Consider the following 22,517-nt stretch of genomic DNA (forward strand, 5'->3'; position numbering starts at 1 on the left):
CTTCTTCTTTGTGCGCCACAGCGCCGGAATGACGATTTTCAGGGCGTGATGGCGATTTTCAGAACGCCGTCGCGCTGATTGGCGAAGAGGTCATAGGCCGCTTCAATGTCATCCAGCTTGAACCGGTGCGTCACCAGCGAGCTGGTGTCGAGGCGGCCGGAGGCAATGACATCCATCAGCCGGCGCATGCGCTCCTTGCCGCCGGGGCACAGGGAGGTGACCAGCTTGTGATCTCCAAGTCCGGCGAGGAAGGGTCCGAGCGGGATGGTGAGATCGCTGGAATAGACGCCGAGCGAGGAGAGGGTCCCGCCGGGGCGCAGCACCCGCAGCGCGGCTTCAAAGGTCTCCTGCCGGCCGAGGGCCTCGATGGCAACATCCACGCCGCGCCCATCCGTCAGCCGCATGATTTCGTCCACCGGGTCGCCCTTGCTGAAGTCGACGATGTGGTCCGCGCCCATGCGGCGGGAGATTTCCATGCGGGCAGGCACGGATTCCACCCCGATGATGGTCGTCGCGCCCATCAGCCGCGCACCGGCCGTGGCGCAAAGCCCGATGGGCCCTTGTGCAAACACCGCTACTGTGTCGCCGATCCTGATGGCGCCGTTTTCTGCGCCGGAAAAGCCGGTGGACATGATGTCCGGGCACATCAGAACCTGCTCGTCCGTCAGTCCGTCGGGGATGGGCGCCAGATTGACCATCGCGTCCGGCACCAGCAGATATTCGGCCTGAGCGCCATCAATCGTGTTGCCGAAGCGCCAGCCGCCCATGGCCTTGAAGCCATGTTTCGTGCCGGCGCCATCCTGGGACATGCAGCCGCACAGGCAGGCGGCGCTGTGGCCGCTGGGGGTGATCGCGCCGGCAATCACCCGCTGCCCCTCCTGGTACCCCTTCACGGCGGAGCCCAGCTTCTCGATGATGCCGACCGGCTCATGCCCTATGGTCAGCCCCCGTTCCACCGGGTATTCACCCTTGAGAATATGCACATCCGTGCCGCAGATTGTCGTGGTGGTGATGCGGATCAGCGCGTCCAGCGGCCCCACATCCGGCACCGGCTTTTCATCAAGAACGATGCGGTTGGGTCCGGCGAAGATCGCTGCCTTCATCATCTGTACCATGGTGTCCTCCTTCTGCCCCCATACAGGATGCCGGAACAGCCCTGCCGGGCAGGTCCCGGACGTCCGGCAAGCCATCCTGCCGTCTGGCGGCTTCCCGATCACCTTGGTTGAAACCCTGACGTTTCACGGTGGCGCTTCACACTCTCTGAATTTGCCCGGAAAGGCTCGCCGCCTGGCTGATGCTGCGCTACAAGCAGGCCTCTGCGGACAGGGAAGGCAGGCTCGATGAAGACACAGGTTTCCACCCATCTCATCCATGAGAAAGACGGCAGGCACCTGATGATCCGGCGTGCGGGCAGTGCTTATTATCCCGGCTTCCTGAGCCTTGTGGCGGGTCACGTAGAGCCGCCCGAGACCCCGCTGGAAGCCCTGCTGCGTGAGGTGGAGGAAGAAATCGGCGTCAGGCTTGCGCCCGGAGATGTTTCCTTTGCCAAGGTGCTGCACCGCCGCCTGCCGGACCAGATTTATATCGATTATTTCTTCAAGGCGGAGCACATGCCCGATGCCTTGCAGATCTGCGAGCCTGACAAGATTTCCGAAATCGGCATGTTTGACCTTCAGGCCGTGCGGGACCAGATCGTGCCCTATGTCTGGGCCGTCCTCACCAGCCCGCAGACCTATCAGGAGTTTGAAGAGCGCGGCCTTATACCAAGGCTTTAGATGCTGACGCATCACGCCTTGAAATTGCTCAGACGCCGCACGGGCTTGACCAACTCTCGATGAGCCAAGCTCACCGAGAGTTGGTATTACCTGACGGGCAAGGCCGTTTCCCGATGAGACAGGCCCATCGGGAGCGGTGTCAGCCCGGGCTGGCGGGGAAGACGAGGACGTCCACCGGGGCGGATTGCAGCACCTTGGCCGTGACGCTGCCAAGGATCATCCGTGTCAGCATGCCCTTGCCGTGATTGGCCATGACAATGAGATCAGCCCCCGCTTCATCTGCCGCCTGCAGGATCTCATGGGCATGTGTGGTCTCGTCATGCCGGACCAGAATGCCTGCCTGCAGGCCGCTGACCCCCTGTACGAAGGCGGCAAGGCGGCCGCGGGCCGCGCTCGCCTGATCCGACAGGTAGAGATCCCGGTCCTCCTTGTGCAGCGTGCCGGACATGGTCAGCCGGAGGGCCGGCACATCAAACACATGCAGCACGCTGGCCGGCGTTGCGGTGAGGCCCAATGAGACAAAGCGGCAGAGCGCGGCATGCGACTGATCGGAGAGGTCGGTGGTCAGCAGAGCATGGCGCCAGGGGCCGGCCGGAGGGCCATTGACCATCAGAACCGGGCAATTTGTGGTGCGGATCGTGCGTTCGGCCGTGGTGCCGGCGAAGGCATCACGCAGGATCTGCCGCCGGTGGGGGCCCAGCACCAGCAGGTCCGGCTTGCGGTCTTCTGCTGCCTGGACAATGCCGGAGAACGGATCTGCCAGACGCGCATCGACCGTGCAGGTGATGCCATCGGCCGCCCGGAGCGACTGGGCGAGATCCATCAGCAGATTGCGTGTGTCGGAAAGCTCGTGGTCAACGATCCGCCGGGGGCGGTCATCATCAACCACGTGAACAAGTTCAAGGGCGGCGCCGTGGGCGTGCGCTAGCAGCACGGCGCGGCGCAGCGCCCGGTCGGACCGTTCGGAAAAATCTGTCGCCAGCATGATCCGCTGAAGCACGGGCTGTCTCCCTTGGCTGTTCAGGTCGTCTTTCCATCATACGAACACGCATCGGCAGCTGCTGAATTGATCCATCTCAATCAAACGATGTCAAACGCCGCTATGCTTCACCGAACTGAAGTCAGGGACAGCCAGGATGCCTTGCGAAACCTATCAGACCGTCCGGGAGGTCGCTGACCGCCTGAAGATTGCCGAGGCCACGGTTCGGCACTGGATCAAGGCCGGAGAACTCAGGGCCATCGATATCGGCAAGGGTTGGCGGATCGCGGATGCGGATCTGGCCGAATTCCTGCGCCGGCATGAAACCGTGCCCCGTGCGCCCGGACAGCTTGCGGAGCCGCATGAAGAGGAGCGGACCCCATGAGCGTCTTCACCGAGGTCTCGCTGCTTCTGGCTCTTGCCGCCGTTGTCGGCCTGGCTGGAACGCTGCTGCGCCAGCCGCTCATCGTCAGCTTCATTGCGGTCGGCCTGCTGGCCGGGCCGTCAGCGCTGGACATTGTCCATTCCGGGGAGCAGATCAGGCTGTTGTCCGAACTCGGCATTGCGGTGCTGCTGTTTCTCGTCGGCATCAAGCTGGATGTGAAGCTGGTCCGCTCGCTCGGCCTCGTCTCGGTCATGACCGGCCTGGGGCAGGTGCTCTTCACCGCCTTCTTCGGCTATCTGATCGGCCTTGCGCTGGGCCTTGGCCATGTCACCAGCCTCTATGTGGCGGTGGCCCTGACGTTTTCTTCCACCATCATCATCGTCAAGCTGCTGTCGGACAAGCGCGAGATCGATGCGCTGCACGGCCAGATCGCGCTTGGCTTCCTCATCGTGCAGGACCTGTTCGTGGTCTTTGCCATGATCGTGCTGTCGGCCATCGGCATCGGTGCTGCCGGAGAGGGCGGGCATGGGGATGGCTCCATCGTCACCATCATGGGCGCGGGGCTTGCCATGGTCGCAGCGGTGGCATTGTTCGTGCGGTATCTTGCCAATCCGCTCACCGAATGGCTGGCCCGGGTGCCGGAGCTGCTGGTGATCTTCGCGCTTGCGCTGGCGGCCATGTTTGCAGCCATCGGCGACCAGATCGGCCTTGGCAAGGAAGTGGGCGGCCTGCTGGCCGGTGTGGCGCTGGCCTCCACCGCCTACCGGGAAACCATTGCAGCCCGGCTCGGGCCGCTGCGCGATTTCCTGCTGCTCTTCTTCTTCATTGCGCTCGGTGCCACGCTGGACCTTTCGCAGCTCGGCAGCCATGTGACCGGGGCCGTGGTGTTCTCCCTGTTCGTGCTCATCGGCAATCCGCTGATCGTTCTGGCGATCATGGGGGCACTCGGCTACCGCAAGCGTACCGGCTTTCTGGCCGGCCTGACGGTGGCGCAGATCAGCGAATTCTCGCTGATCTTCATCGCCATGGGCGTCACGCTGGGCCATGTGCCGGACGAGGCGCTGGGACTGGTGACCATGGTTGGCCTTGTCACCATCGCCGCCTCGACCTACATGATCACCTACTCCCATCAGCTCTATGCCCTGTGCGAATCCTGGCTCGGCCTGTTTGAGCGGCGCAATGCCCACCGGGAGGCAGGGGAGACGGCAGCTCTGCCCAAGGGGCGGTTCCAGATCATTCTCTTCGGCCTCGGGCGTTTCGGCACGGCCATCGGCATGCGGCTGCAGCGGCGCGGCATCCGGGTGCTGGGCATCGATTTCAATCCGCAGGCCGTGCAGCGCTGGAAGGAACTGGGCCTTGCCGCCGAATTCGGGGATGCGACCGATCCGGAATTCGTCGCCGAACTGCCATTGCGTGAGGCGGTCTGGATCGTCTCGACCGTGCCGATCCACCCGGCAGGCCTCAGTCACGAGGATGCCCGCCGGACATTGATTCAGCTGACGCGGGCGGCTGGCTTTACCGGGCGCATCGCCGCTGCTTCCCACACTGCTCATGACACGGGTGTGCTGTCCGGCTCCGGTGCGGATCTGGTGCTGGAGCCGTTCCAGGATGCCGCCGAGCGGGCTGCCGAGCTTCTGTGCGGCGCCGGGGAGGAAGAGCGGACCGAGTTTCCCGAGATCGCCTCGGAAGGCAGGACGGCAGTCTGAGGCCATCTCGCGATGAGCCTTTCTCATCGTGAACTGGTCAAGCCCGCACGATCTGATTGAAAAAGGAGCCAGAGACTGCATGACCCAGACCTCTCCGCACAGCCAGACCGCACAGGCTTGCCTTGATCAATGGTCCGCAGGCCCCGGGGGGCTGTCCCCGGAAGAGGCGGCCAGCCGCCTGAAAACCTATGGCCCCAACCGCCTGCCGGAAGCTGCCGGGCGCAGCGCGCTTGTCCGTTTCCTCTCCCAGTTCCGCAATGTGCTGATCTATGTGCTGCTGGGGGCGGCTGTGGTGACGGCCCTGCTGCAGCACTGGGTCGACACCGCCGTCATTCTGGCGGTGGTGGCAGGCAATGCCATGATCGGCTTCCTGCAGGAAGGCAAGGCGGAGGCGGCGATGGCCGCCATCCACAGCATGCTGGCGCCGCGCGCGGCTGTCCTGCGCGGCGGGCAGCGCGTTTCGGTGGATGGCACGGCGCTGGTGCCGGGCGATGTCGTGCTGCTGGAGGCCGGGGACAAGGTGCCTGCGGATCTGCGGCTGCTGCAGGCCCATGGGCTGAGCGCGCAGGAAGCCATCCTGACCGGCGAATCGGTTCCCGCGGACAAGACCGCCGCCCCGGTGGCGGAGGATGCGCCGCTGGGGGACCGGCGGTCCATGCTCTGGTCCGGCACGCTGGTGACGCAAGGTTCCGGGCGCGGCCTTGTGGTGGCAACGGGTGCGCATACGGAAATCGGCCGCATCGGCGGGCTTCTGTCCGGCGTGGAGACACTGAAGACGCCGCTCGTGGAGCAGATGGATCACTTTGCCCGCTGGCTCTCGCTGCTGATCGTTCTGGCGGCCGCGATCCTGCTGGCCTGGGGGTATTTCCTCGGCGGCCATCCTTTTGCATCCCTGTTCATGGCGGTTGTCGGCGTTGCTGTTGCCGCCATTCCGGAAGGCCTGCCAGCCGTCACCACCATCACGCTGGCCATCGGTGTCAGGGCCATGGCGCAGCGCCATGCCATCATCCGCCGCCTTCCGGCCATCGAGGCCATCGGCTCTGTCTCGGTGATCTGCACCGACAAGACCGGAACCCTGACCCGCAATGAGATGGCCGTTGTCTGCGTCGAGACACCGGAGGGCGTGTTCGAGGTGGAGGGTGACGGCTATGCCCCCTCCGGGGCGATCCAGCCGCACGGAGATCTCTCGCATCTCGCCCGGACGGCCGCGCTTTGCAACGATGCAGCCCTTGCCTGCAAGGCCGGGCACTGGATCGTCGAAGGCGATCCGATGGAAGGAGCTCTGCTGGCTTTTGCGGGCAAGGCTGCGGGCGCGATCAATGCCGTGCGGCTGGATGTCATTCCTTTCGACAGCCGCCATCGCTATATGGCGGTCCTGGCGGAGGCCGGCGGCGAGCGCATCACCCATGTGAAGGGGGCGCCGGAGCGGGTGCTGCGCATGTGCCACGGGATTGACCTGCCGCACTGGCATGACCGGGCCGAAGTCATGGCAAAACGGGGCTTGCGTGTTCTGGCCCTTGCCATGCGGCACGAGACGGGTCCGGAAATCGGCCGGGACAGCCTCGACGGAAGCCTGACGTTCCTGGGCCTGGCCGGGCTGATTGATCCGCCGCGCCCGGAGGCGATCGCGGCTGTTGCCGAATGCCGGACGGCCGGAATCCGGGTGAAGATGATCACCGGCGACCACGCCGGAACAGCGGCGGCCATCGCCGGGCAGATCGGTCTTGAAAATCCGCACCGGGTGCTCACCGGCTCGGATCTCGACAGGCTGGATGACCCGCAGCTTGCCATGGAAGTGATGGATTGCGATGTCTTCGCCCGCACCAGCCCCGAGCACAAGCTGCGGCTGGTTGCGGCCCTGCAGGCGCGGGGCCTGTCCGTGGCCATGACGGGAGACGGGGTGAATGATGCCCCGGCGTTGAAGCGTGCCGATGCGGGCATTGCCATGGGGCTGAAGGGCTCGGAAGCGGCCAAGGAAGCCGCCGATCTCGTGCTTGCCGACGACAATTTCGCCTCCATCGCCGCCGCCGTGCGCGAAGGGCGCACGGTGTGGGACAATCTGAAGAAAGTCATCAGCTGGACGCTGCCGACCAGTGCCGGTCAGGCTCTGCCGATCATTCTGGCGCTGTTTCTCGGCCTTGCCCTACCCATCACGGCCGTGCAGGTGCTGTGGATCAATCTGGTCAGCAGCGTGACGCTGGGGCTGGCGCTGGCCTTTGAACCCTCGGAGCCCGGCACCATGGCCCGGCCGCCGCGCCGCCGTGATGCGCCGCTGCTGACGGGGGATCTGGTCTGGCACATCGTGCTGGTCGGCAGCCTTTTCGTCGCAACCGTTTTCGGCATGTTCAACTATGCGCTGGCGCGTGGCCATTCGCTTGAACTGGCGCAGACCATCTCGGTCAACACCGTTGTCGTGCTCGAGATTTTCCACCTCTTCTTCATCCGCAACATCTATGGCACCTCCCTCACATGGGCGGCGGTGAAGGGCACTAAGGTGGTCTGGACGGTGGTTCTGGCGGTCACTGCGGCACAATTCGCCGTCACCTATCTGCCGCCCCTGCAGATGGTGCTGGGGACGGAGGCCGTGCCCTTCCTTGATGGGCTGCTGATCGTTGGAGCCGGGGTGGTCTTCTTCGCCCTGACGGAGATCGAAAAACAGATCCGGCTGGGCTTGAGGGTCAGGCCCGGCAAGGCTTGACCGGCCCGTGCAGCGTCGGGTTTGCTGCGCCAGCCCGACGCTCACCTGAACGTGTTCACATCCTTAACGCGCCGGTAATAACTTCGGTTGATCTTGACGCATATCCATGTAACCACCCGCTTCGGGGGGCTCAGGACCGGAAGCTGAAGATACTGCCAGAATGAGTTCGCTGTTCCATCTGCCCGGCACATCCATCCAACCCCAAGGCCGTTCGAGACAGGGTCTGCGGTCCTTGCGCAGGCTTGTCCTTGCGGGCGTCATGGCGCTTGCCCTCGCCGGCTGTGCGGGGTCGGACTACGAAAACCTGTCGCGCAATGCGCCGCGCCTCTCCAGTGCCACGATCTCCGAAATGGCGAAGAAGGACATGAAGCCGGAAAGCCCGGTGCTGGTCCGCATCTTCAAGCAGGAGAGCGAGCTGGAGGTGTGGAAGGTGGACAAGACCGGGCGTTATGCCCTGTTCAAGACCTATCCCATGTGCCGCTGGTCCGGGAAGCTGGGGCCGAAACGCAAGCAGGGCGACCGTCAGGCGCCCGAGGGCTTCTATCATGTGTCGGCGGGGATGCTGAACCCGCAGTCGCAGTATTACGTCTCCTTCAATCTGGGTTATCCGAACCGGCTGGAATCGGCGCTGGGCTACACGGGTGATGCGCTCATGGTGCATGGCGCCTGTTCCTCGTCGGGCTGCTATGCGATGACCGATCAGGCGGCGGGCGAAATTTACGCCATTGCCGCCAAGGCGCTGGCCTCCGGTCAGGCCGCGTTCCAGGTGCAGGCCTTTCCTTTCCGCATGACGGCAGAGAACATGGCGCTGCACCGGTCCGATCCGGAAATGCCGTTCTGGCGGACACTCAAGGAAGGCTACGATAGTTTCGAACTGACGAAGCAGCAGCCGAAGGTGGCCGCCTGCGGCAGGCGCTATGTCTTCAACACCGGGTTCAAGGATGGCACGCCGCGCAATCCGCTGGCGCCGTGCCCGGAGGTGGCCGTTCCGCCGGAGCCGGAACTGGTGGCTCAGCTGGATGCGGAAAAGCTCAAGGTGGATGAGGCGATTGCCTCAAGCCGCAGAAACCATGTGGTGTCCTATGTGGACGGCGGCATGCACCCGAGCTTCCGCGCGCTGCTGCGCCGTGACGGGCCGGAGCAGCTGGCCGCCCGCACCTCGAACCGCGCCTATCCGGTCAGCCGCCCGGAAGCCGCGCTGGCCGACCCCTTCAAGGAGCTGGTGGAGCCGGAAGACCGGCACGTGGGCAAGGACTGAGCGCAATCCGAATGTACGAACGGGGAGCCCTGGATCCCCGTCAATCTGCCGCACACCCCTCCATCGTCTTCCCGGCCAAGCGGAGCGCGAGCCGGGACCGGTGAGCCGGGGTGCGAGATGTTTGTCCTCAAGGAACGTAGTTGATGGTCCGGGGTTCACCGGTACCGGATCTCCGCTTCGCTGCGTCCGGTATGACGATGGAGGGGTGAGCGCTCCTCAAAAAGGCAGCCGGGGAGCCCTGGCTCCCCGTTGCTGTTTTATGCGGGCACCTGCCGCAGCTGGCGGCCGGCGGTGAGGCTGGAGACGGCGGCGACGATCGAGGCCGTGTCGATGCCGAAGTGGCGGTAGAGATCGCCGATGGTGCCGGTCTGGCCGAAATGCTCCACCCCGAGTGCCAGCGACTGATGACCACAGACACTGCCGAGCCAGGAGAGCGTGGCCGGGTGGCCGTCGATAACGGTCACCAGCTTGCAATGGCGCGGCAGGTTCCACAGCAGGCGTTCTGCATGGCTCGCCGGGCCGAAGGGCGGCAGCTCGCCCTTGCGGCGCATGCGCTGCGCCGCCGTCCAGCCGGAATGCAGGCGCCCGGCCGAGGTGACGGCAAGAACCGCCACATCGCGGCGGCCTTCGCCGATATAGCCGGCAGCAGCAATGGCTTCCGGCGCCACGGCGCCCTGATAGGCAATCACCACCTCGCAGTTCGGTCCCGGCGGACGCAGCCAGTAGGCGCCATTGATGACATCGCTGGCGAAATCTTCACCCGACGGAAGCGCGGCCTGCTCGATGGGCCGGGTGGTTAGGCGCAGATAGACTGCGCCGCCCTTGGCATCCGGCAGCAGGCTCACCGGGTCGGGCGTGGCATCACCCTCGCGCTGCATGTAGTCGAAGGCCCAGCCCATGATCAGCGCCAGCTCGGCGGCAAAGGCAGGCTCGAAGGCGGCCAGCCCGTCCTGCGACATGCCGATCAGCGGGGTGTTGATCGACTGGTGCGCGCCGCCTTCGGGAGCGAGTGTCACGCCCGAGGGCGTTCCTGCTATGAGGAAGCGGGCGTCCTGATAGCAGGCGTAGTTGAGGGCATCGAGGCCACGGCAGACGAAGGGATCATAGACCGTGCCGACCGGCAGCAGCCGCTTGCCGAAGAGGGGAGAGGCAAGCCCTGCTGCAGCAAGCTGCAGGAAGAGGTTCATCTCTGCGATGCCCAGCTCGATGTGCTGGCCTTCCGGGGCGAAGTCCCATTTGGCGGTGGAAGGAATGTTCTGGGCTCGGAAGAGATCGGCTCTGGCGTTCCGGGCCCAGAGCTTGCGCCGGTTGACCCAGGGGCCGAGGCCGGTGGTGCCGGTCACATCCGGCGACAGGGTGACGATGCGCTGGGCCAGTTCGCTCTTCTGGCGGCCGATGTCATCCAGAATGCGGCTGAAGGCCATCTGGGTGGAGGTTTCGCGTTCGCCGGACGGGGCGGGCAGGGCAGGGACGCTCACCCTGTCACTGCTGTGGCGGCGGCGGCCTGCCGCGAAGAAGGGCGCGGATTTCAGGAAAGCCTGCAGTCCGGCCTGGTCCTTCACGCCTGCGAAAGGCTCCCACTCCTGCCCTTCCGGCACACCCATGTGGGCCTGCCAGTCCTGCATCTGCGCCTTGGTCATCAGGCCGCCGTGGTTGTCCTTGTGCCCGGCAATCGGCGTGCCCCAGCCCTTCACCGTATAGGCAAGGAAACAGACCGGCCGGTCATGCGTAATGCTGTCAAAGGTCTGTGCCATGGTCTCGACGCAGTTGCCGCCGAGGTTTTCCATCAATGCTGCCAGCTCTGCATCACTGCGCCGGGCGATGAGGGCGGAAACATCGCCCTGATCGCCCAGATCATCCATCAGCCGCTGGCGCCAGACGGCACCGCCGCTGAAGGTGAGGGCGGAGTAGAGCTGGTTCGGGCAGGCATCGATCCAGGCGCGCAGGCGTTCGCCGCCCGGCTCGGCAAAGGCGGCGCGCTGCAACACGCCATATTTCACCTTCACCACATCCCAGCCGAAGGCCTCGAAGATCTTTTCGATGCGGGCCCAAAGGCCCTCGTGCACAACACCGTCGAGGGACTGGCGGTTATAGTCGATGATCCACCAGACATTGCGAAGGTCGTGCTTCCAGCCTTCCTGCAGGCACTCATGCACATTGCCTTCGTCCACCTCCGCATCGCCCATCAGCGCGATCATGCGGCCCTGGCGCAGATCCTTGCCCCAGGGCTTGCCGGAAATATAGTCCTGCACGATGGAGGCGAAGGAGGTGATGGCAACGCCGAGGCCGACGGAGCCGGTGGAGAAATCCACGTCATCCACGTCCTTGGTGCGGCTCGGATAGCTCTGCACCCCGCCATAACCGCGAAAATTCTCCAGCTTCTCGCGGGCGATGTTGCCCATCAGGTAGTGCATCGCATGGAACACCGGCCCGGCATGGGGCTTCACCGCCACTCTGTCCTCCGGCCGCAGCGCCGAGAAATAGAGCGCCGTCATGATCGACACCATCGAGGCGGAGGAAGCCTGATGGCCGCCAATCTTGATGCCATCCGCCTTGGGCCGCAGATGGTTGGCGTTGTGGATCATCCAGTGCGACAGCCAGAGCAGGCGCTGCTCGATGGTCTTGAGATGCTGATGGGACATGGTTGTTCTCTCCTTCCGGCATCCCATCATGGGATGAAGCGGGGGAGTGTGTCCTTGCTATTTCCGCCTTTCGGGCGCAGTGTTTTGCCGGTTTTCTCCAATTTTGGAGTTTGAGTGGTGGAAACAGCCAGGATTGATGAATTTGATGTCCGTATCCTGCGGGAGCTGGGCGCCAATGGCCGCCTGAGCGTGCAGGAGCTGAGCGAGCGGGTGGGGCTGAGCCCCACGCCGGTGGCAAGGCGCGTGCGCCAACTGGAGGCGGCGGGCATCATCACCGGCTATGCCGCCCTCATCGACGAGGCGGCGCTGGGCTTTTCCGTTTCCGTTTTCGTGTCGGTGAAGCTCGACCGGCAGGTAGATCAGGCGCTGGCCCAGTTCGAGGAGGCGGTGCGCGCCTTCCCCGAAGTGGTGGATTGCTGGCTGATGACGGGCAACCGGGACTATCTGCTGCGGGTGGTGACGGATGGGCTGGCCGGATTCGAGGCGTTTCTCACCGGGCGGCTGACGAAGCTTGCCTGCGTTTCCAGCATCGAAAGCTCCATCCCCCTGCGCCGCGTCAAGTCCGGCATCAGCCGCACGCCATGACGCCTGCCTCCGGAAGCTGCATTGATTTCGGACGGCGGTTCGAAAAGCGCGCTGCACTTTCTGCCGAATTGATCTACAACGCTCGCCCACTGACTGGAAAACAAGATTGGTCCTCAAAATGAAGTCTTTTGTCCTGACCTTGTCCTGCGAAGACCGTCCGGGAATCGTGGCCGCCATCACCACCGAGCTGGCCGATCTGGGCGCCAATATCGCCGAGAGCGATCAGTTCTGGGACCGGGTGACCAACCGCTTCTTCATGCGGATCGAGTTCATTGTCCCGGTGGAGACAACCCGTGACGCGATTGCAAACGCCATCTCACCGGTGGTGAACCGCTTCGACCTGAAGACCGAACTTACCGACATGTCGCGCCGCAAGAAGATGATCATCATGGTGTCGAAATTCGACCATGCGCTGCTGCATCTTCTCTATCAGATCCGCGTCGGCTGGATGGATGCGGAGGTTGTCGCCATCGTTTCCAACCACGAGGACAGCGCCCGCACCGCCACCCACGAGGGCATCCCCTTCCACTACTGGCCGGTGACCAAGGCCAACAAGGCGGAGCAGGAAGACAAGCTGCTGGCGCTGGTGAAGGAAACGGGTGCCGATCTGGTGGTGCTGGCCCGCTACATGCAGATCCTGTCCGACACCCTGTCCAAGCGGCTGTTCGGCAAGGTGATCAACATCCACCACTCGTTCCTGCCGAGCTTCAAGGGCGCGCGGCCTTATCATCAGGCACATGAGCGCGGTGTGAAGATGATCGGTGCGACGGCTCACTACGTAACGGCGGATCTCGACGAAGGCCCGATCATCGAGCAGGATGCGGAGCGGGTGAACCACTCGCTTTCGGCCAATGATTTCGCTGCCCGCGGCCGTGATATCGAAGCGCGGGTGCTGGCCCGTGCCGTGAAGTTCCACCTGGAAAACCGGGTGATCATCGTCGGCAACAAGACCATCGTCTTCAACCGCTGAGGCTCAGGCCTTCAGGCCCGAAAGCCGGTCCACCGCCTGCAGGAGCAAGTTCACATCCTGCGGGCGGGACAGGCGGTGGTCGCCATCGGGGATCTGCGTGAAGGTGACATCATCTTCCGCCAGAGCCTCCACCAGCCGGCTTGCATGCTGCCAGGGCACATCCGGATCCTCGCGTCCCTGCAGGATGGTGACCGGGCAGCCCGTGGCGAGGCGCTCGTCCAGAAGCAGGTGGTTGCGGCCATCCTCGATCAGCTGGCGGGTGATGGCGTAAGGCCCGTCTCCATAGGCGGAGGGGCGCTCGATCCGGCCCTCGCGCATCAGCCGCTCCCGGCCCTCCTCATCCAGCCGCATCTTCCAGATCAGCTCTCCGGTGAAGTCCGTGGCCGGGGCGATGAGCACGAGGCCGCGAATGCGGCTCGGCTGCCCGGCGGCCAGTGCGGCCTTGCGGTGCTCCTGTGTCAGCCGCAGCGCCAGCCAGCCGCCCATGGACGAGCCGATGAGAACCTGCGGGCCGCTGGTGCAGCGGTCAAACACGGCGAGTGCTTCTTCCAGCCAGCGCGAGATGGTGCCGTCTTCGAAAGCGCCGCCTGACAGGCCGTGGCCGGAGTAATCCATGCGCGTCACCGCCTGCCCGCGCGCCTTCGCATGGGCCGCCAGCGCCTCGGCCTTGGAGCCGTTCATGTGGGACTTGAAGCCGGAGAGCCAGAACAGGCCGGGCTGCCTGCCCGCTTCCGACTTCACCGCGATCTGCCGTTCATCCGCGCCATGGCCGAGGGTGAGGAATTGAAGGCCGTCCTGATCCAATGTAAGGCTCCGTTGTAACAGTCCTGCTGCGGGCCGGTGTGGCACAGGCGGGCGGCAAATTGAAGGGCCCTGCCTGTGAAGAGCGACACTACCACCCGCCCGGCCGTGCTGCAGGTCATCCCGGATCTCAACACCGGCGGGGCCGAGCGCACCACGGTGGATGTGGCGGCGGCGCTGGTCGCAAGGGGCTGGCGGGCGGTTGTCGTCAGCGAAGGCGGGCGGCTGGTGCCGGAGCTGGAAGCTCTGGGGGCAAAGCACATCATTCTGCCGGTGAAATCCAAGAACCCGCTGACCATTCTGGCCAATGCACGGCGGCTGAAGCGGGTGGCGCTGGCGGAGAACATCTCGCTCATCCACGCCCGCAGCCGCGCGCCGGCCTGGTCGGCGCTGATGGCGGCGCGGAGCCTCAAGCTTCCTTTCGTCACCACCTATCACGGTATCTACAAGCAGAAGGGCGCGCTCAAGTCCTGGTATAATTCCGTGATGGCGCGGGGCGACTGTGTCATCGCCAACTCCCGCTACACGGCAGACCTCATTGCCGCCCGCCATGAATTTGCGCGCGGCAAGATCACTGTCATCTACCGGGGCTCGGACATCGCTGCGCTGGCGCCCGAGGCCGTGACGGCGGAGCGGCGCGCGGCTCTGGCCGGGGCCTGGGGCGTGGACGGGGTCCGGCCTATTCTTTTGCAGCTGGCCCGGCTGACCGGCTGGAAGGGGCAAAAGGTGCTGATTGCCGCCATGGCGGAGCTGAAGGCGCGGGGCGCGGCCCTGCCGCTCGCCATCATTGCCGGGGATGATCAGGGCCGCAGCGGCTATCTGGCCGAACTGAAGGCGCAGATTGCCGCTGCCGGGCTGGAAGGCGGCGTGCGGCTGGTGGGGCACTGTGCCGATGTGCCGGCGGCACTGTCGCTCTCGTCCCTCTCCGTGGTGGCTTCGATTGAGCCTGAAGCCTTCGGCCGGGCGGCGGTGGAGGCGCAGGCGGCCCGTGTGCCGGTGATCGTGTCGGATCTGGGCGCCGTGCCGGAAACGGTGCTGGCGCCGCCGGAAGTGCCGGAAGACGCGCGCACCGGCTGGCGCGTGCCGCCGGGGGATGCCGCCGCGCTGGCCGGTGCCATTGCCGGCGTTCTGGCGCTTGCCCCTGATGCAAGGGCGGCGCTGGTGGAGCGGGCGCAGGGGCATGTGGCGCGGCATTTCACGGTGGAAGCCATGTGCGCTTCCACGCTCGAAGCTTATGCCGGGCTGCTTGGCCGCAGGGCAGAATGATCGCCGGCTTGCAAGAAAGGTTGACTTTCTCTGCGCTTCGGCCAATGCTTTGTCTGTTCCTGCCACACTGGATGTGGCCGCGGCCCCGGCGCAAGCGCGCGGGGCTGAAGCGCATTGGAGTGGTGCTCTGTTCCTGTTCTGGAATGGTGCTCTGTGCCCTTGCGGGAACAGCCAAATGACCGTGCTGCAACGATAGAGGAGATAGCGACCATTCGCCGTCCGTTCCGCGCCCCGCCTCCCACGAAGGATGGCCCGCGCACCAATGACGAAATTCGCGTTCGCGAAGTCCAGCTGATTGATCACGAAGGCCAGAACCGCGGCATTGTCCCGACCGGTGAAGCCCTCGAAATCGCGATGGAGGCCGGTCTCGACCTGGTCGAGATTCAGCCGAATGCGCAGCCGCCCGTATGCAAGATCCTTGACTACGGCCGGTTCAAGTATCAGTCGCAGAAGAAGGCAGCTGAAACGCGCAAGAAGCAGAAGACCGTCGAGATCAAGGAGATCAAGATGCGTCCGAACATCGACACTCATGACTATGAAGTGAAGATGAAGGCGATGATGCGTTTCTTCTCTGAAGGCGACAAGGTGAAGGTCACGCTCCGGTTCCGCGGCCGTGAAATGGCTCACCAGGATCTGGGCATGAAGCTGCTGATGCAGGTGCGCGACGAGACGGCGGAAATCGCCAAGGTCGAGTCCTCGCCCCGCCTCGAAGGCCGCCAGATGGTGATGGTTCTCTCGCCGATCCAGCGCTGAGCCTTTCTCCGGCAAAAGATTCGTGCGGCGGCTGCGGAGCAATCCGTGGCCGCCTTGCTTTTTTGAGGCGGGTGATCCAGTGCCCGCATGAATCCGGTTGCAAAGGCGGCAGGCTGTCCCTATAAGCCTCCGGTCCAGAGTCGTCCGGCTCTCCGTGGACCAATCGTCTGTTGCCGTTTTCTGACCTGTTTTCCTGAAACAAGTCAGACTGCGCAGGCGGGTCCCAAGAGAACCAGGGCATGCCGTGGCGGCTTCTCGATGCACCAACAAACGAGCGGGCTTTGGCCCGCGCCAATGAAAGGATGCAAAATGCCCAAGCTGAAGACCAAGTCTGGAGCCAAGAAGCGCTTCAAGCTGACCGCGACCGGTAAGGTCAAGACCGGTCAGGCTGGCAAGCGTCATGGTATGATCAAGCGCACGGCCAAGTTCGTCCGCAACGCACGTGGCACCACCACGCTGTCGCCGCAGGACGCCCGGATCGTGAAGCAGTACATGCCGAACGCCTAACGCCACCTGACAATCAAGGAGACTACCAATGGCGCGTGTCAAGCGGGGCGTAACGGCCCATGCCCGTCATAAGAAGGTTATCAAGGCAGCCAAGGGTTACTATGGCCGCCGCAAGAACACCATCCGCGTGGCCAAGCAGGCCGTCGAGAAGGCAGCACAATATGCCTATCGCGACCGCAAGGTCAGGAAGAGGAACTTCCGCTCGCTCTGGATCCAGCGCATCAACGCTGCCACCCGTGAGCTGGGCCTGACCTACGGCCGCTTCATCGACGGCCTCAACAAGGCTGGCATCGAAGTCGACCGCAAGGTTCTGTCCGATCTCGCCATCCATCAGCCGGAAGCCTTCAAGGCTCTGGTCGAGAAGGCTCAGGGCGCTCTGGCTGCCTAAGCAGCAAGGTCCTCGCGGCGTGATCTCATGATCGCAAGGCGCTCCCGGAAACGGGGGCGCCTTCTTTCTTTGGGGGTGGAGGGGGCGCCGGCTCATTCTCGCTGTCATCCTCGCGAAGGCGAGGATCCAGTATCCCCGGATTCAAGCTATTCCAGCAAGAGTGGGGGATTGTTCGGCGTGAAAGCAGGAGAATAGAGCATCTTCGATGCCACTGGTTTCAAAGAATGAGTGCTTCTGTTTATCTTGATCTCCGTGCGCACTGGATCCCGGTCTTGCCGCTGCGCGGCAAACCAGGATGACATTCGAGAGACTGTAGGGGACGGAGGTATTGCAGCCATCCCGTCCCATTTCACGTCCGCATTCTGTGCCAAAGCGGGGCCGGGTGCCGGGACGGGACAGGCTGGCGGACCGGAGGCATGGGCCGGACCGGCGCAGTATGCCCGCCCCGGGGCGCCTGGGCGGCGCAAAGGGCCGCCGGATGGGGCTGGCGGGGGCGGGGAGATTCAGACGGAATCTCAGTGCCTTGACCGTTTCAGGCCTTCCTGCGGCCTGCGGCGTTAACCATTAAATGAAATTTCTCAATAAATTCAATGTCAAAAAGTTAACGCGATCCGGCCTGCTGGCACATGCCTTGCGACTTTCAGGACAAGCCCCGTGAGGGCGTCCCGAAGTGAAACAGGCAGAGGCAGATCCGTTGCGTATCGATCCTATCCGAGCCCAAGAGCGTGCCGCCGCCCGCCGCAGTGCCAGAGCGAGAGCCAAGGCCGAAGCTGCCACCGCCGCGCAGGCCGAAGAGCTGCGCCGCACGCCGCCCTCCGTTCCCGTGCCCATGGTGCTGCGTACCGAGGAGCGCACCGCCAGCTTCACCATGTACCGGCCCGATGCGGCGTTTCTGGCCCAGCTCATCGCCATGCGCGATGCCGGTACGCTGAATGATGACGCGGGGAGCGATGCGGCGGTGAGCTACCGGCGCACGGCGGCCAGCCCGCGCCGCCGGCCGGCCGGTTTCGTGGTGTCAGCCAGTTTCTGAAGACAGGCATCAGTGCTGTTTCGAAGTCCCTGGGTGGGGACTTCAGGAGAGGGCGGCTCGGGGGAGGAGCTGCCCTCTCGCCTTTTCGGGGTCAGTATCCCGCCGCGTGACCATCCTTGCGCGGGTCGGAGCCGCCGATGAACAGGCCGCGCTTGCGGTCGATGCGGATGGCCTGTGAGCCGCCAATCGGTGCCGGTGCCTGCTTCACGATGTGGCCCTTGGCGCGCAGCACGTCGAGGCTTGCTGCCGGAATACCGCTCTCGGCCTGCAGGAAGCTGAAACCGTCATCCATGAAGATGCGCGGGCAATCGATCGCCTGCTGCACGTCCATGCCATAGTCGATCATGTTGGTCAGAAGATGGGTGTGGCCGCAGGCCTGATACTGGCCGCCCATGACACCGAAGGACATCCACGGCGCGCCATCCTTCAGCACGAAGGCGGGAATGATCGTGTGCATCGGGCGCTTGCCGCCCTCGATGGTGTTGGGATGGCCCGGCGCCACCTTGAAGCTGGCGCCCCGGTTGTGCAGCAGCACGCCGGAGTTGGGCGCCAGAATGCCCGATCCGAAGCTGTGGAAGATGGAATTGATGAAGGAAACCGTCAGCCCGCTGCTGTCGGCGACGGTCAGATAGACGGTATCCGTCTGCGGCGGGGCGCTGGGCAGGGGCAGGTCCTGCGTGCGTGCGGCAGGGTTGAGAAGCGGGGCAAGTCTTTCAATCATGTCATCGGCGAAGAGGGACATGTGGCAGGCATCCATATGTCCCGGATCGGTGACGAACCTGTCGCGCATGGCATAAGCGATTCGCGCGGCCTCCATTTCCAGATGCAGCCGTTCGCCGCCCAGCGGATCGAGGCTGGAAAGGTCGTGGCGTTCCAGCAGGCCCAGCATGATCAGCGCAACAATGCCCTGCCCGTTGGGCGGCAGCTCGGCCACGGTATAGCCGCGGTAGTCGCGGGTGACGGGGGCAACGGCGGTGGTGTGGCAGGCGGCCAGATCCTCCAGCGTCATGTAGCTTCCGCGTGCCTTCAGTGTGGCAACGATATCCTCGGCCACTGCGCCGGTGTAGAAGGCATCCGCGCCCCCGCTGGCGATGGCGGCCAGCGTATCGGCCAGCGCCGGGAACCGCATGATGTCACCGGCCTGTGGTGCCTTGCCGCCGGGCAGATAGGTCTTGGCGGCCGCTTCATCGGCCGAAAGCTTGGCAATGGAGGCCGGCCAGTCGAGCGCGACGCGCGGCGCAACGGCAAAGCCGTCGCGGGCGTAGGCAATGGCGCGCTTGAACAGGGTGGCGAAGGAGCGGGTGCCGTGGGCCTTCAGCAGGGTCTCCCAGGCGCGCACCGCGCCGGGCACCGTCACCGCGTGGGCGCTCTCCGGGTTGATGCTGGTCAGTCCCGCATCGCGCAAGGCTGCGGAGGAAACGCCTCTTGGTGCTGCGCCCGAGCCGTTGAAGCCTGCCATGCGGCCATCGGCTTCCGTGACGATGGCAAAGCAATCGCCGCCAATCCCGGTCATGTGCGGCTCGACCACGCATTGCACGGCGACCGCTGCAATGGCCGCGTCCACCGCATTGCCGCCATCCTGCAGCACCTCCAGGGCGGCGGCCGTCGCCAGCGGGTGGGATGTGGCGGCAAGGCCGTTGGTGGCATAGACCGGCGAGCGGCCGGGCATTTCAAAGTTTCGCGCCAAGATCATGTTCTCCCTCGCCCATTGTTTCCCTCCCGGCGCAGATCTTTACCCGCTGCTGCCGCTGTGTCCCGTCCGTAAGATCTGGTAGCCAGATGGAAGGGCAGGGCGATGATGCCCTGCATTGACCAAGTCTAGAGGAGAAGCCGGGCCATGAGCAAACTGACACTTTCGTCCGCACAGACAATCATCTCTGCCGCTCTGGCAAAAGCGGAGAGCCTGAAGCTGAAGCCGCTGACCGTGGCGGTGATCGATGCCGGCGGGCATCTGGTTGCCATGGTCCGGCAGGACAACTCCTCGATCCTTCGGCCGCAGATTGCCTTCGGCAAGGCTTATGGTGCTGTCGGTGTCGGGGCGGGCTCGCGCTGGCTCAACACGGCAGCTGCCGAGCGGCCGCATTTCGTCCAGGCGCTCAACGGAATCTCGGGCGGTGCCATCGTGCCGGTGCCCGGCGGCGTGCTGATCCGCGATGGGGCAGGGGAGATCCTCGGCGCCGTGGGCATTTCCGGCGATACCTCGGACAATGACGAAGACTGCGCCGTTGCAGGCATCGAAGCCGCCGGTTTCAAGCCGGACTGCGGCTGAGGGGGCATTGCCTGCAACGGACTGCCAGTCAGGCTCCAACCCCTCTCCCCCTTGAGCTACTGCATGCACACATCGTGCTTGAAGCCGGTTACGGCTTGGGGAAAGCCAGCAGTCTGGTCACTCAGGCAGGGCCTATCCGGCCCCCTCCCCACAAGGGGGAGGGGGCCGGATAGGCCCTGCCACAGATTAGAACCAGAACTGAGGGAGACGTCCGGACCTGATGTGTGAACCCGTTAGCAAAGGAGAGAGTGGCGGAGAGATGGTGCCAGGGTGACTGGCCCGCATGTCTCCCGTGCCGCCTCAGTCCTTGCTGCTGCTGATGGCGTCGAGCTTTTTCTGCATGGCGGCCAGCTGCTTCTTCATGTCGTCCAGATCCGATCCGGAGGAGGCGGCCGGCTTTTCCGGTGCGGCGGCGGGCGCTGCGGCCGTGCCGGGGGCGGCGGCGCCGGGCAGCGAGAAGGGCATAAACATCTTCATCGCCCGCTCGAACATTTCGGTGTTCCGCTTCACCTGCTCTTCCATCATCTCGAAGGCGCTGGCGCCGAAGGCTTCGCTCATCTGGGCGCGCAGCTTGTCCTGCTCCTTGGTCAGGGAGGAGATCGAGAACTCGAGATAGCTCGGCACCAGGCCCTGCATGCTGTCGCCGTAGAAGCGGATCAGCTGGCGCAGGAAGGTGATCGGCAGCAGATTCTGCCCGCCCTTGCCTTCCTGCTCGAAAATGATCTGGGTGAGGACGGAGCGGGTGATGTCTTCGCCGGTCTTGGCGTCAAAAACCACAAAATCCTCTTCGCCCTTCACCATCACGGCCAGATCCTCAAGGGTCACATAGGTGCTGGTGCCTGTGTTGTAGAGGCGGCGGTTGGCGTATTTCTTGATGATCGTGGGCTCGGTCGTCTTGGCCATCTCGTCTGTCGCTCCCGGTTGCCTTTCCTGCCTGCCCGGATTTGCGGGGCCGGTGGCGGCAAGTTCCTCTTTTGCTGCAACATCTTCCCCGTGTTGCAGCGTCCTCCGCCACAAGACTATGCCAAAGCCGGGCACCCATGCCAGCCTTTTCCTGCTGCGGGGCGAAAGCTTGTGTGCGTTGCACGCTATACGGGTTGTTGCGGGCGCGAAGGGCGGTTGACTTGTCGCGTTTCACAGTCTCTAGTCTGACGGAGCGGGGAGTGTGGTCCTGTCAGAAAAAACAAGCGGCGGACCCGCAAAATCCCGGGAGGAATCAGTTTCAGGAGGTCTTCATGAGCGCTTCTACCGACGTCGTTATTGTCAGTGCCACGCGCACGGCCGTGGGTTCATTCAACGGGTCTTTCGCCAATACACCAGCCCATGAGCTGGGTGCCACCGTCATCAAGGCTGCGCTGGCAAAGGCTGGCGTGGATGCCGCCGACGTCAACGAACTGATCTTCGGCCAGGTGCTCACCGCCGGTCAGGGCCAGAATCCGGCCCGTCAGGCCGCCATTGCCGCCGGCCTCTCCCAGGATTCCACCGCCTGGCTGCTCAACCAGGTCTGCGGCTCCGGCCTGCGCACCGTTGCCATTGCTGCCCAGCAGATCATGTGCGGCGACGCCAGCATCGTGATTGCAGGCGGTCAGGAAAACATGTCGCTCTCGCCGCACTGCGCTCCGATGCGCGCCGGCTACAAGATGGGCGACTACAAGATGATCGACACCATGATCAAGGACGGCCTGTGGGATGCCTTTAACGGCTACCACATGGGCCAGACGGCGGAGAACGTTGCCCAGAAGTGGCAGATCAGCCGTGACGAGCAGGACGCCTTCGCCCTTGCCTCGCAGAACAAGGCGGAAGCTGCCCAGAAGGCCGGCCGTTTCAAGGACGAGATCACGCCCGTCACCATCGCCGACCGCAAGGGCGACAAGGTGATCGAGGATGACGAATACATCCGCCATGGTGCAACGCTGGAGAGCATGTCCAAGCTGCGCCCGGCCTTCAACAAGGAAGGCTCCGTCACCGCCGGCAATGCCTCGGGCATCAATGACGGCGCTGCGGCGCTGGTGGTGATGAGCGCGGCTGAAGCTGCCCGCCGCGGCCTCACCCCGCTCGCCCGCATTGCCTCCTGGGCGACGGCTGGTGTCGATCCGGCCGTCATGGGCTCCGGCCCGATCCCGGCCTCGCGCAAGGCGCTGGAAAAGGCCGGCTGGAGCGTTGCCGACCTCGATCTGGTGGAAGCCAACGAAGCCTTCGCGGCGCAGGCCTGTGCCGTCAACAAGGACATGGGCTGGAACCCGGACATCGTCAACGTCAACGGCGGCGCCATCGCCATCGGTCACCCGATTGGTGCATCGGGCGCGCGCGTTCTCGTCACGCTGCTGCACGAAATGGGCCGCCGTGACGCCAAGAAGGGTCTTGCGACGCTCTGCATCGGCGGCGGCATGGGCGTGGCGCTCTGCGTCGAGCGCTAAGCCCAAGCCTTTGCTGTGAAGCGGGCCGCAAGAGCCTGCATGTCCAGTTTCTTCCCGGCGGGATGCCTGCCGGGAAGTTCAATCGGGA

At 64.4% G+C, this 22,517-nt stretch carries 20 protein-coding genes; 14 read left to right on the top strand and 6 right to left on the bottom strand.

Annotation, left to right across the window (positions count from 1 at the left end):
• Positions 1-38: 38 nt before the first annotated feature.
• Positions 39-1,115, bottom strand: coding sequence for an NAD(P)-dependent alcohol dehydrogenase (locus tag H163_RS0114330; protein ID WP_019965289.1), 1,077 nt, complete (start codon positions 1,113-1,115; stop codon positions 39-41).
• 225 nt (positions 1,116-1,340) lie between these two features.
• On the opposite strand from H163_RS0114330, the gene H163_RS22885 reads away from it, so the two are divergent.
• Entirely contained in the window at positions 1,341-1,775 is a 435-nt protein-coding gene (locus H163_RS22885; protein WP_019965290.1) for an NUDIX domain-containing protein, read from the top strand.
• 139 nt (positions 1,776-1,914) lie between these two features.
• Here H163_RS22885 and H163_RS0114340 read toward each other — a convergent pair whose 3' ends face one another.
• On the bottom strand, positions 1,915-2,775 hold the full coding sequence (locus H163_RS0114340) for a universal stress protein (RefSeq protein WP_208975401.1): 861 nt from the start codon (positions 2,773-2,775) through the stop codon (positions 1,915-1,917).
• A gap of 136 nt (positions 2,776-2,911) precedes the next feature.
• Between H163_RS0114340 and H163_RS0114345 the strand changes: the two genes are divergently transcribed.
• The 4 genes from H163_RS0114345 to H163_RS22890 all read left to right on the top strand — a co-directional run bounded on the left by H163_RS0114345 (position 2,912) and on the right by H163_RS22890 (position 8,801).
• Positions 2,912-3,139: a helix-turn-helix domain-containing protein gene (locus tag H163_RS0114345; protein WP_019965292.1), complete on the top strand. Its 228-nt coding sequence runs from the start codon at positions 2,912-2,914 to the stop codon at positions 3,137-3,139.
• Entirely contained in the window at positions 3,136-4,845 is a 1,710-nt protein-coding gene (locus H163_RS0114350) for a cation:proton antiporter (protein ID WP_019965293.1), read from the top strand. Before H163_RS0114345 ends, H163_RS0114350 begins: the two co-directional genes overlap by 4 nt.
• A 79-nt stretch (positions 4,846-4,924) precedes the next feature.
• Positions 4,925-7,543, top strand: a complete 2,619-nt coding sequence (locus tag H163_RS0114355; protein ID WP_019965294.1) for a cation-transporting P-type ATPase — start codon at positions 4,925-4,927, stop codon at positions 7,541-7,543.
• Between the two features lie 259 nt (positions 7,544-7,802).
• Entirely contained in the window at positions 7,803-8,801 is a 999-nt protein-coding gene (locus tag H163_RS22890; RefSeq protein ID WP_019965295.1) for a L,D-transpeptidase family protein, read from the top strand.
• A 257-nt stretch (positions 8,802-9,058) separates the two neighbouring features.
• On the opposite strand, the gene H163_RS0114365 is transcribed toward H163_RS22890, so the two are convergent.
• Complete coding sequence (locus H163_RS0114365) at positions 9,059-11,443, bottom strand: transketolase (protein WP_019965296.1); 2,385 nt, start codon at positions 11,441-11,443, stop codon at positions 9,059-9,061.
• Positions 11,444-11,557: 114 nt separating this feature from the next.
• Here H163_RS0114365 and H163_RS0114370 point away from each other — a divergent pair, with 114 nt between their 5' ends.
• Both H163_RS0114370 and purU read left to right on the top strand, forming a co-directional pair.
• Positions 11,558-12,028 carry an Lrp/AsnC family transcriptional regulator gene (locus tag H163_RS0114370; protein ID WP_019965297.1) on the top strand — a complete coding sequence of 157 codons (471 nt, stop codon included), beginning with the start codon at positions 11,558-11,560 and terminating at the stop codon, positions 12,026-12,028.
• A 118-nt stretch (positions 12,029-12,146) separates the two neighbouring features.
• Positions 12,147-12,998, top strand: coding sequence for a formyltetrahydrofolate deformylase (gene purU / locus H163_RS0114375; RefSeq protein WP_019965298.1), 852 nt, complete (start codon positions 12,147-12,149; stop codon positions 12,996-12,998).
• A gap of 3 nt (positions 12,999-13,001) precedes the next feature.
• Here purU and H163_RS0114380 read toward each other — a convergent pair whose 3' ends face one another.
• Positions 13,002-13,802: an alpha/beta hydrolase gene (locus H163_RS0114380; protein ID WP_019965299.1), complete on the bottom strand. Its 801-nt coding sequence runs from the start codon at positions 13,800-13,802 to the stop codon at positions 13,002-13,004.
• A gap of 75 nt (positions 13,803-13,877) precedes the next feature.
• Here H163_RS0114380 and H163_RS0114385 point away from each other — a divergent pair, with 75 nt between their 5' ends.
• The 5 genes from H163_RS0114385 to H163_RS0114405 all read left to right on the top strand — a co-directional run bounded on the left by H163_RS0114385 (position 13,878) and on the right by H163_RS0114405 (position 17,743).
• Positions 13,878-15,065: a glycosyltransferase family 4 protein gene (locus tag H163_RS0114385; protein ID WP_019965300.1), complete on the top strand. Its 1,188-nt coding sequence runs from the start codon at positions 13,878-13,880 to the stop codon at positions 15,063-15,065.
• 210 nt (positions 15,066-15,275) lie between these two features.
• Positions 15,276-15,818, top strand: coding sequence for a translation initiation factor IF-3 (infC, locus tag H163_RS0114390; RefSeq protein WP_026355866.1), 543 nt, complete (start codon positions 15,276-15,278; stop codon positions 15,816-15,818).
• A gap of 309 nt (positions 15,819-16,127) precedes the next feature.
• Complete coding sequence (gene rpmI, locus H163_RS0114395) at positions 16,128-16,325, top strand: 50S ribosomal protein L35 (protein ID WP_019965302.1); 198 nt, start codon at positions 16,128-16,130, stop codon at positions 16,323-16,325.
• A gap of 28 nt (positions 16,326-16,353) precedes the next feature.
• The gene (gene rplT, locus H163_RS0114400; protein ID WP_019965303.1) at positions 16,354-16,713 is read left to right on the top strand and encodes a 50S ribosomal protein L20; all 360 of its coding nucleotides are present in this window, start codon (positions 16,354-16,356) and stop codon (positions 16,711-16,713) included.
• Between the two features lie 694 nt (positions 16,714-17,407).
• Positions 17,408-17,743, top strand: a complete 336-nt coding sequence (locus H163_RS0114405; RefSeq protein WP_141658924.1) for a hypothetical protein — start codon at positions 17,408-17,410, stop codon at positions 17,741-17,743.
• Positions 17,744-17,834: 91 nt separating this feature from the next.
• Here the strand turns inward: H163_RS0114405 and ggt are convergent, their stop codons facing one another.
• Positions 17,835-19,436, bottom strand: a complete 1,602-nt coding sequence (gene ggt, locus H163_RS0114410; protein ID WP_208975402.1) for a gamma-glutamyltransferase — start codon at positions 19,434-19,436, stop codon at positions 17,835-17,837.
• Between the two features lie 144 nt (positions 19,437-19,580).
• On the opposite strand from ggt, the gene H163_RS0114415 reads away from it, so the two are divergent.
• Entirely contained in the window at positions 19,581-20,012 is a 432-nt protein-coding gene (locus H163_RS0114415) for a GlcG/HbpS family heme-binding protein (RefSeq protein WP_019965306.1), read from the top strand.
• Positions 20,013-20,312: 300 nt separating this feature from the next.
• Here H163_RS0114415 and phaR read toward each other — a convergent pair whose 3' ends face one another.
• Positions 20,313-20,915: a polyhydroxyalkanoate synthesis repressor PhaR gene (phaR, locus tag H163_RS0114420; RefSeq protein WP_019965307.1), complete on the bottom strand. Its 603-nt coding sequence runs from the start codon at positions 20,913-20,915 to the stop codon at positions 20,313-20,315.
• 332 nt (positions 20,916-21,247) lie between these two features.
• On the opposite strand from phaR, the gene H163_RS0114425 reads away from it, so the two are divergent.
• Positions 21,248-22,429: an acetyl-CoA C-acetyltransferase gene (locus tag H163_RS0114425; RefSeq protein ID WP_019965308.1), complete on the top strand. Its 1,182-nt coding sequence runs from the start codon at positions 21,248-21,250 to the stop codon at positions 22,427-22,429.
• Positions 22,430-22,517 lie beyond the last annotated feature (88 nt).

It is taken from the genome of Pannonibacter phragmitetus DSM 14782, assembly GCF_000382365.1.
GTDB lineage: Bacteria > Pseudomonadota > Alphaproteobacteria > Rhizobiales > Stappiaceae > Pannonibacter > Pannonibacter phragmitetus.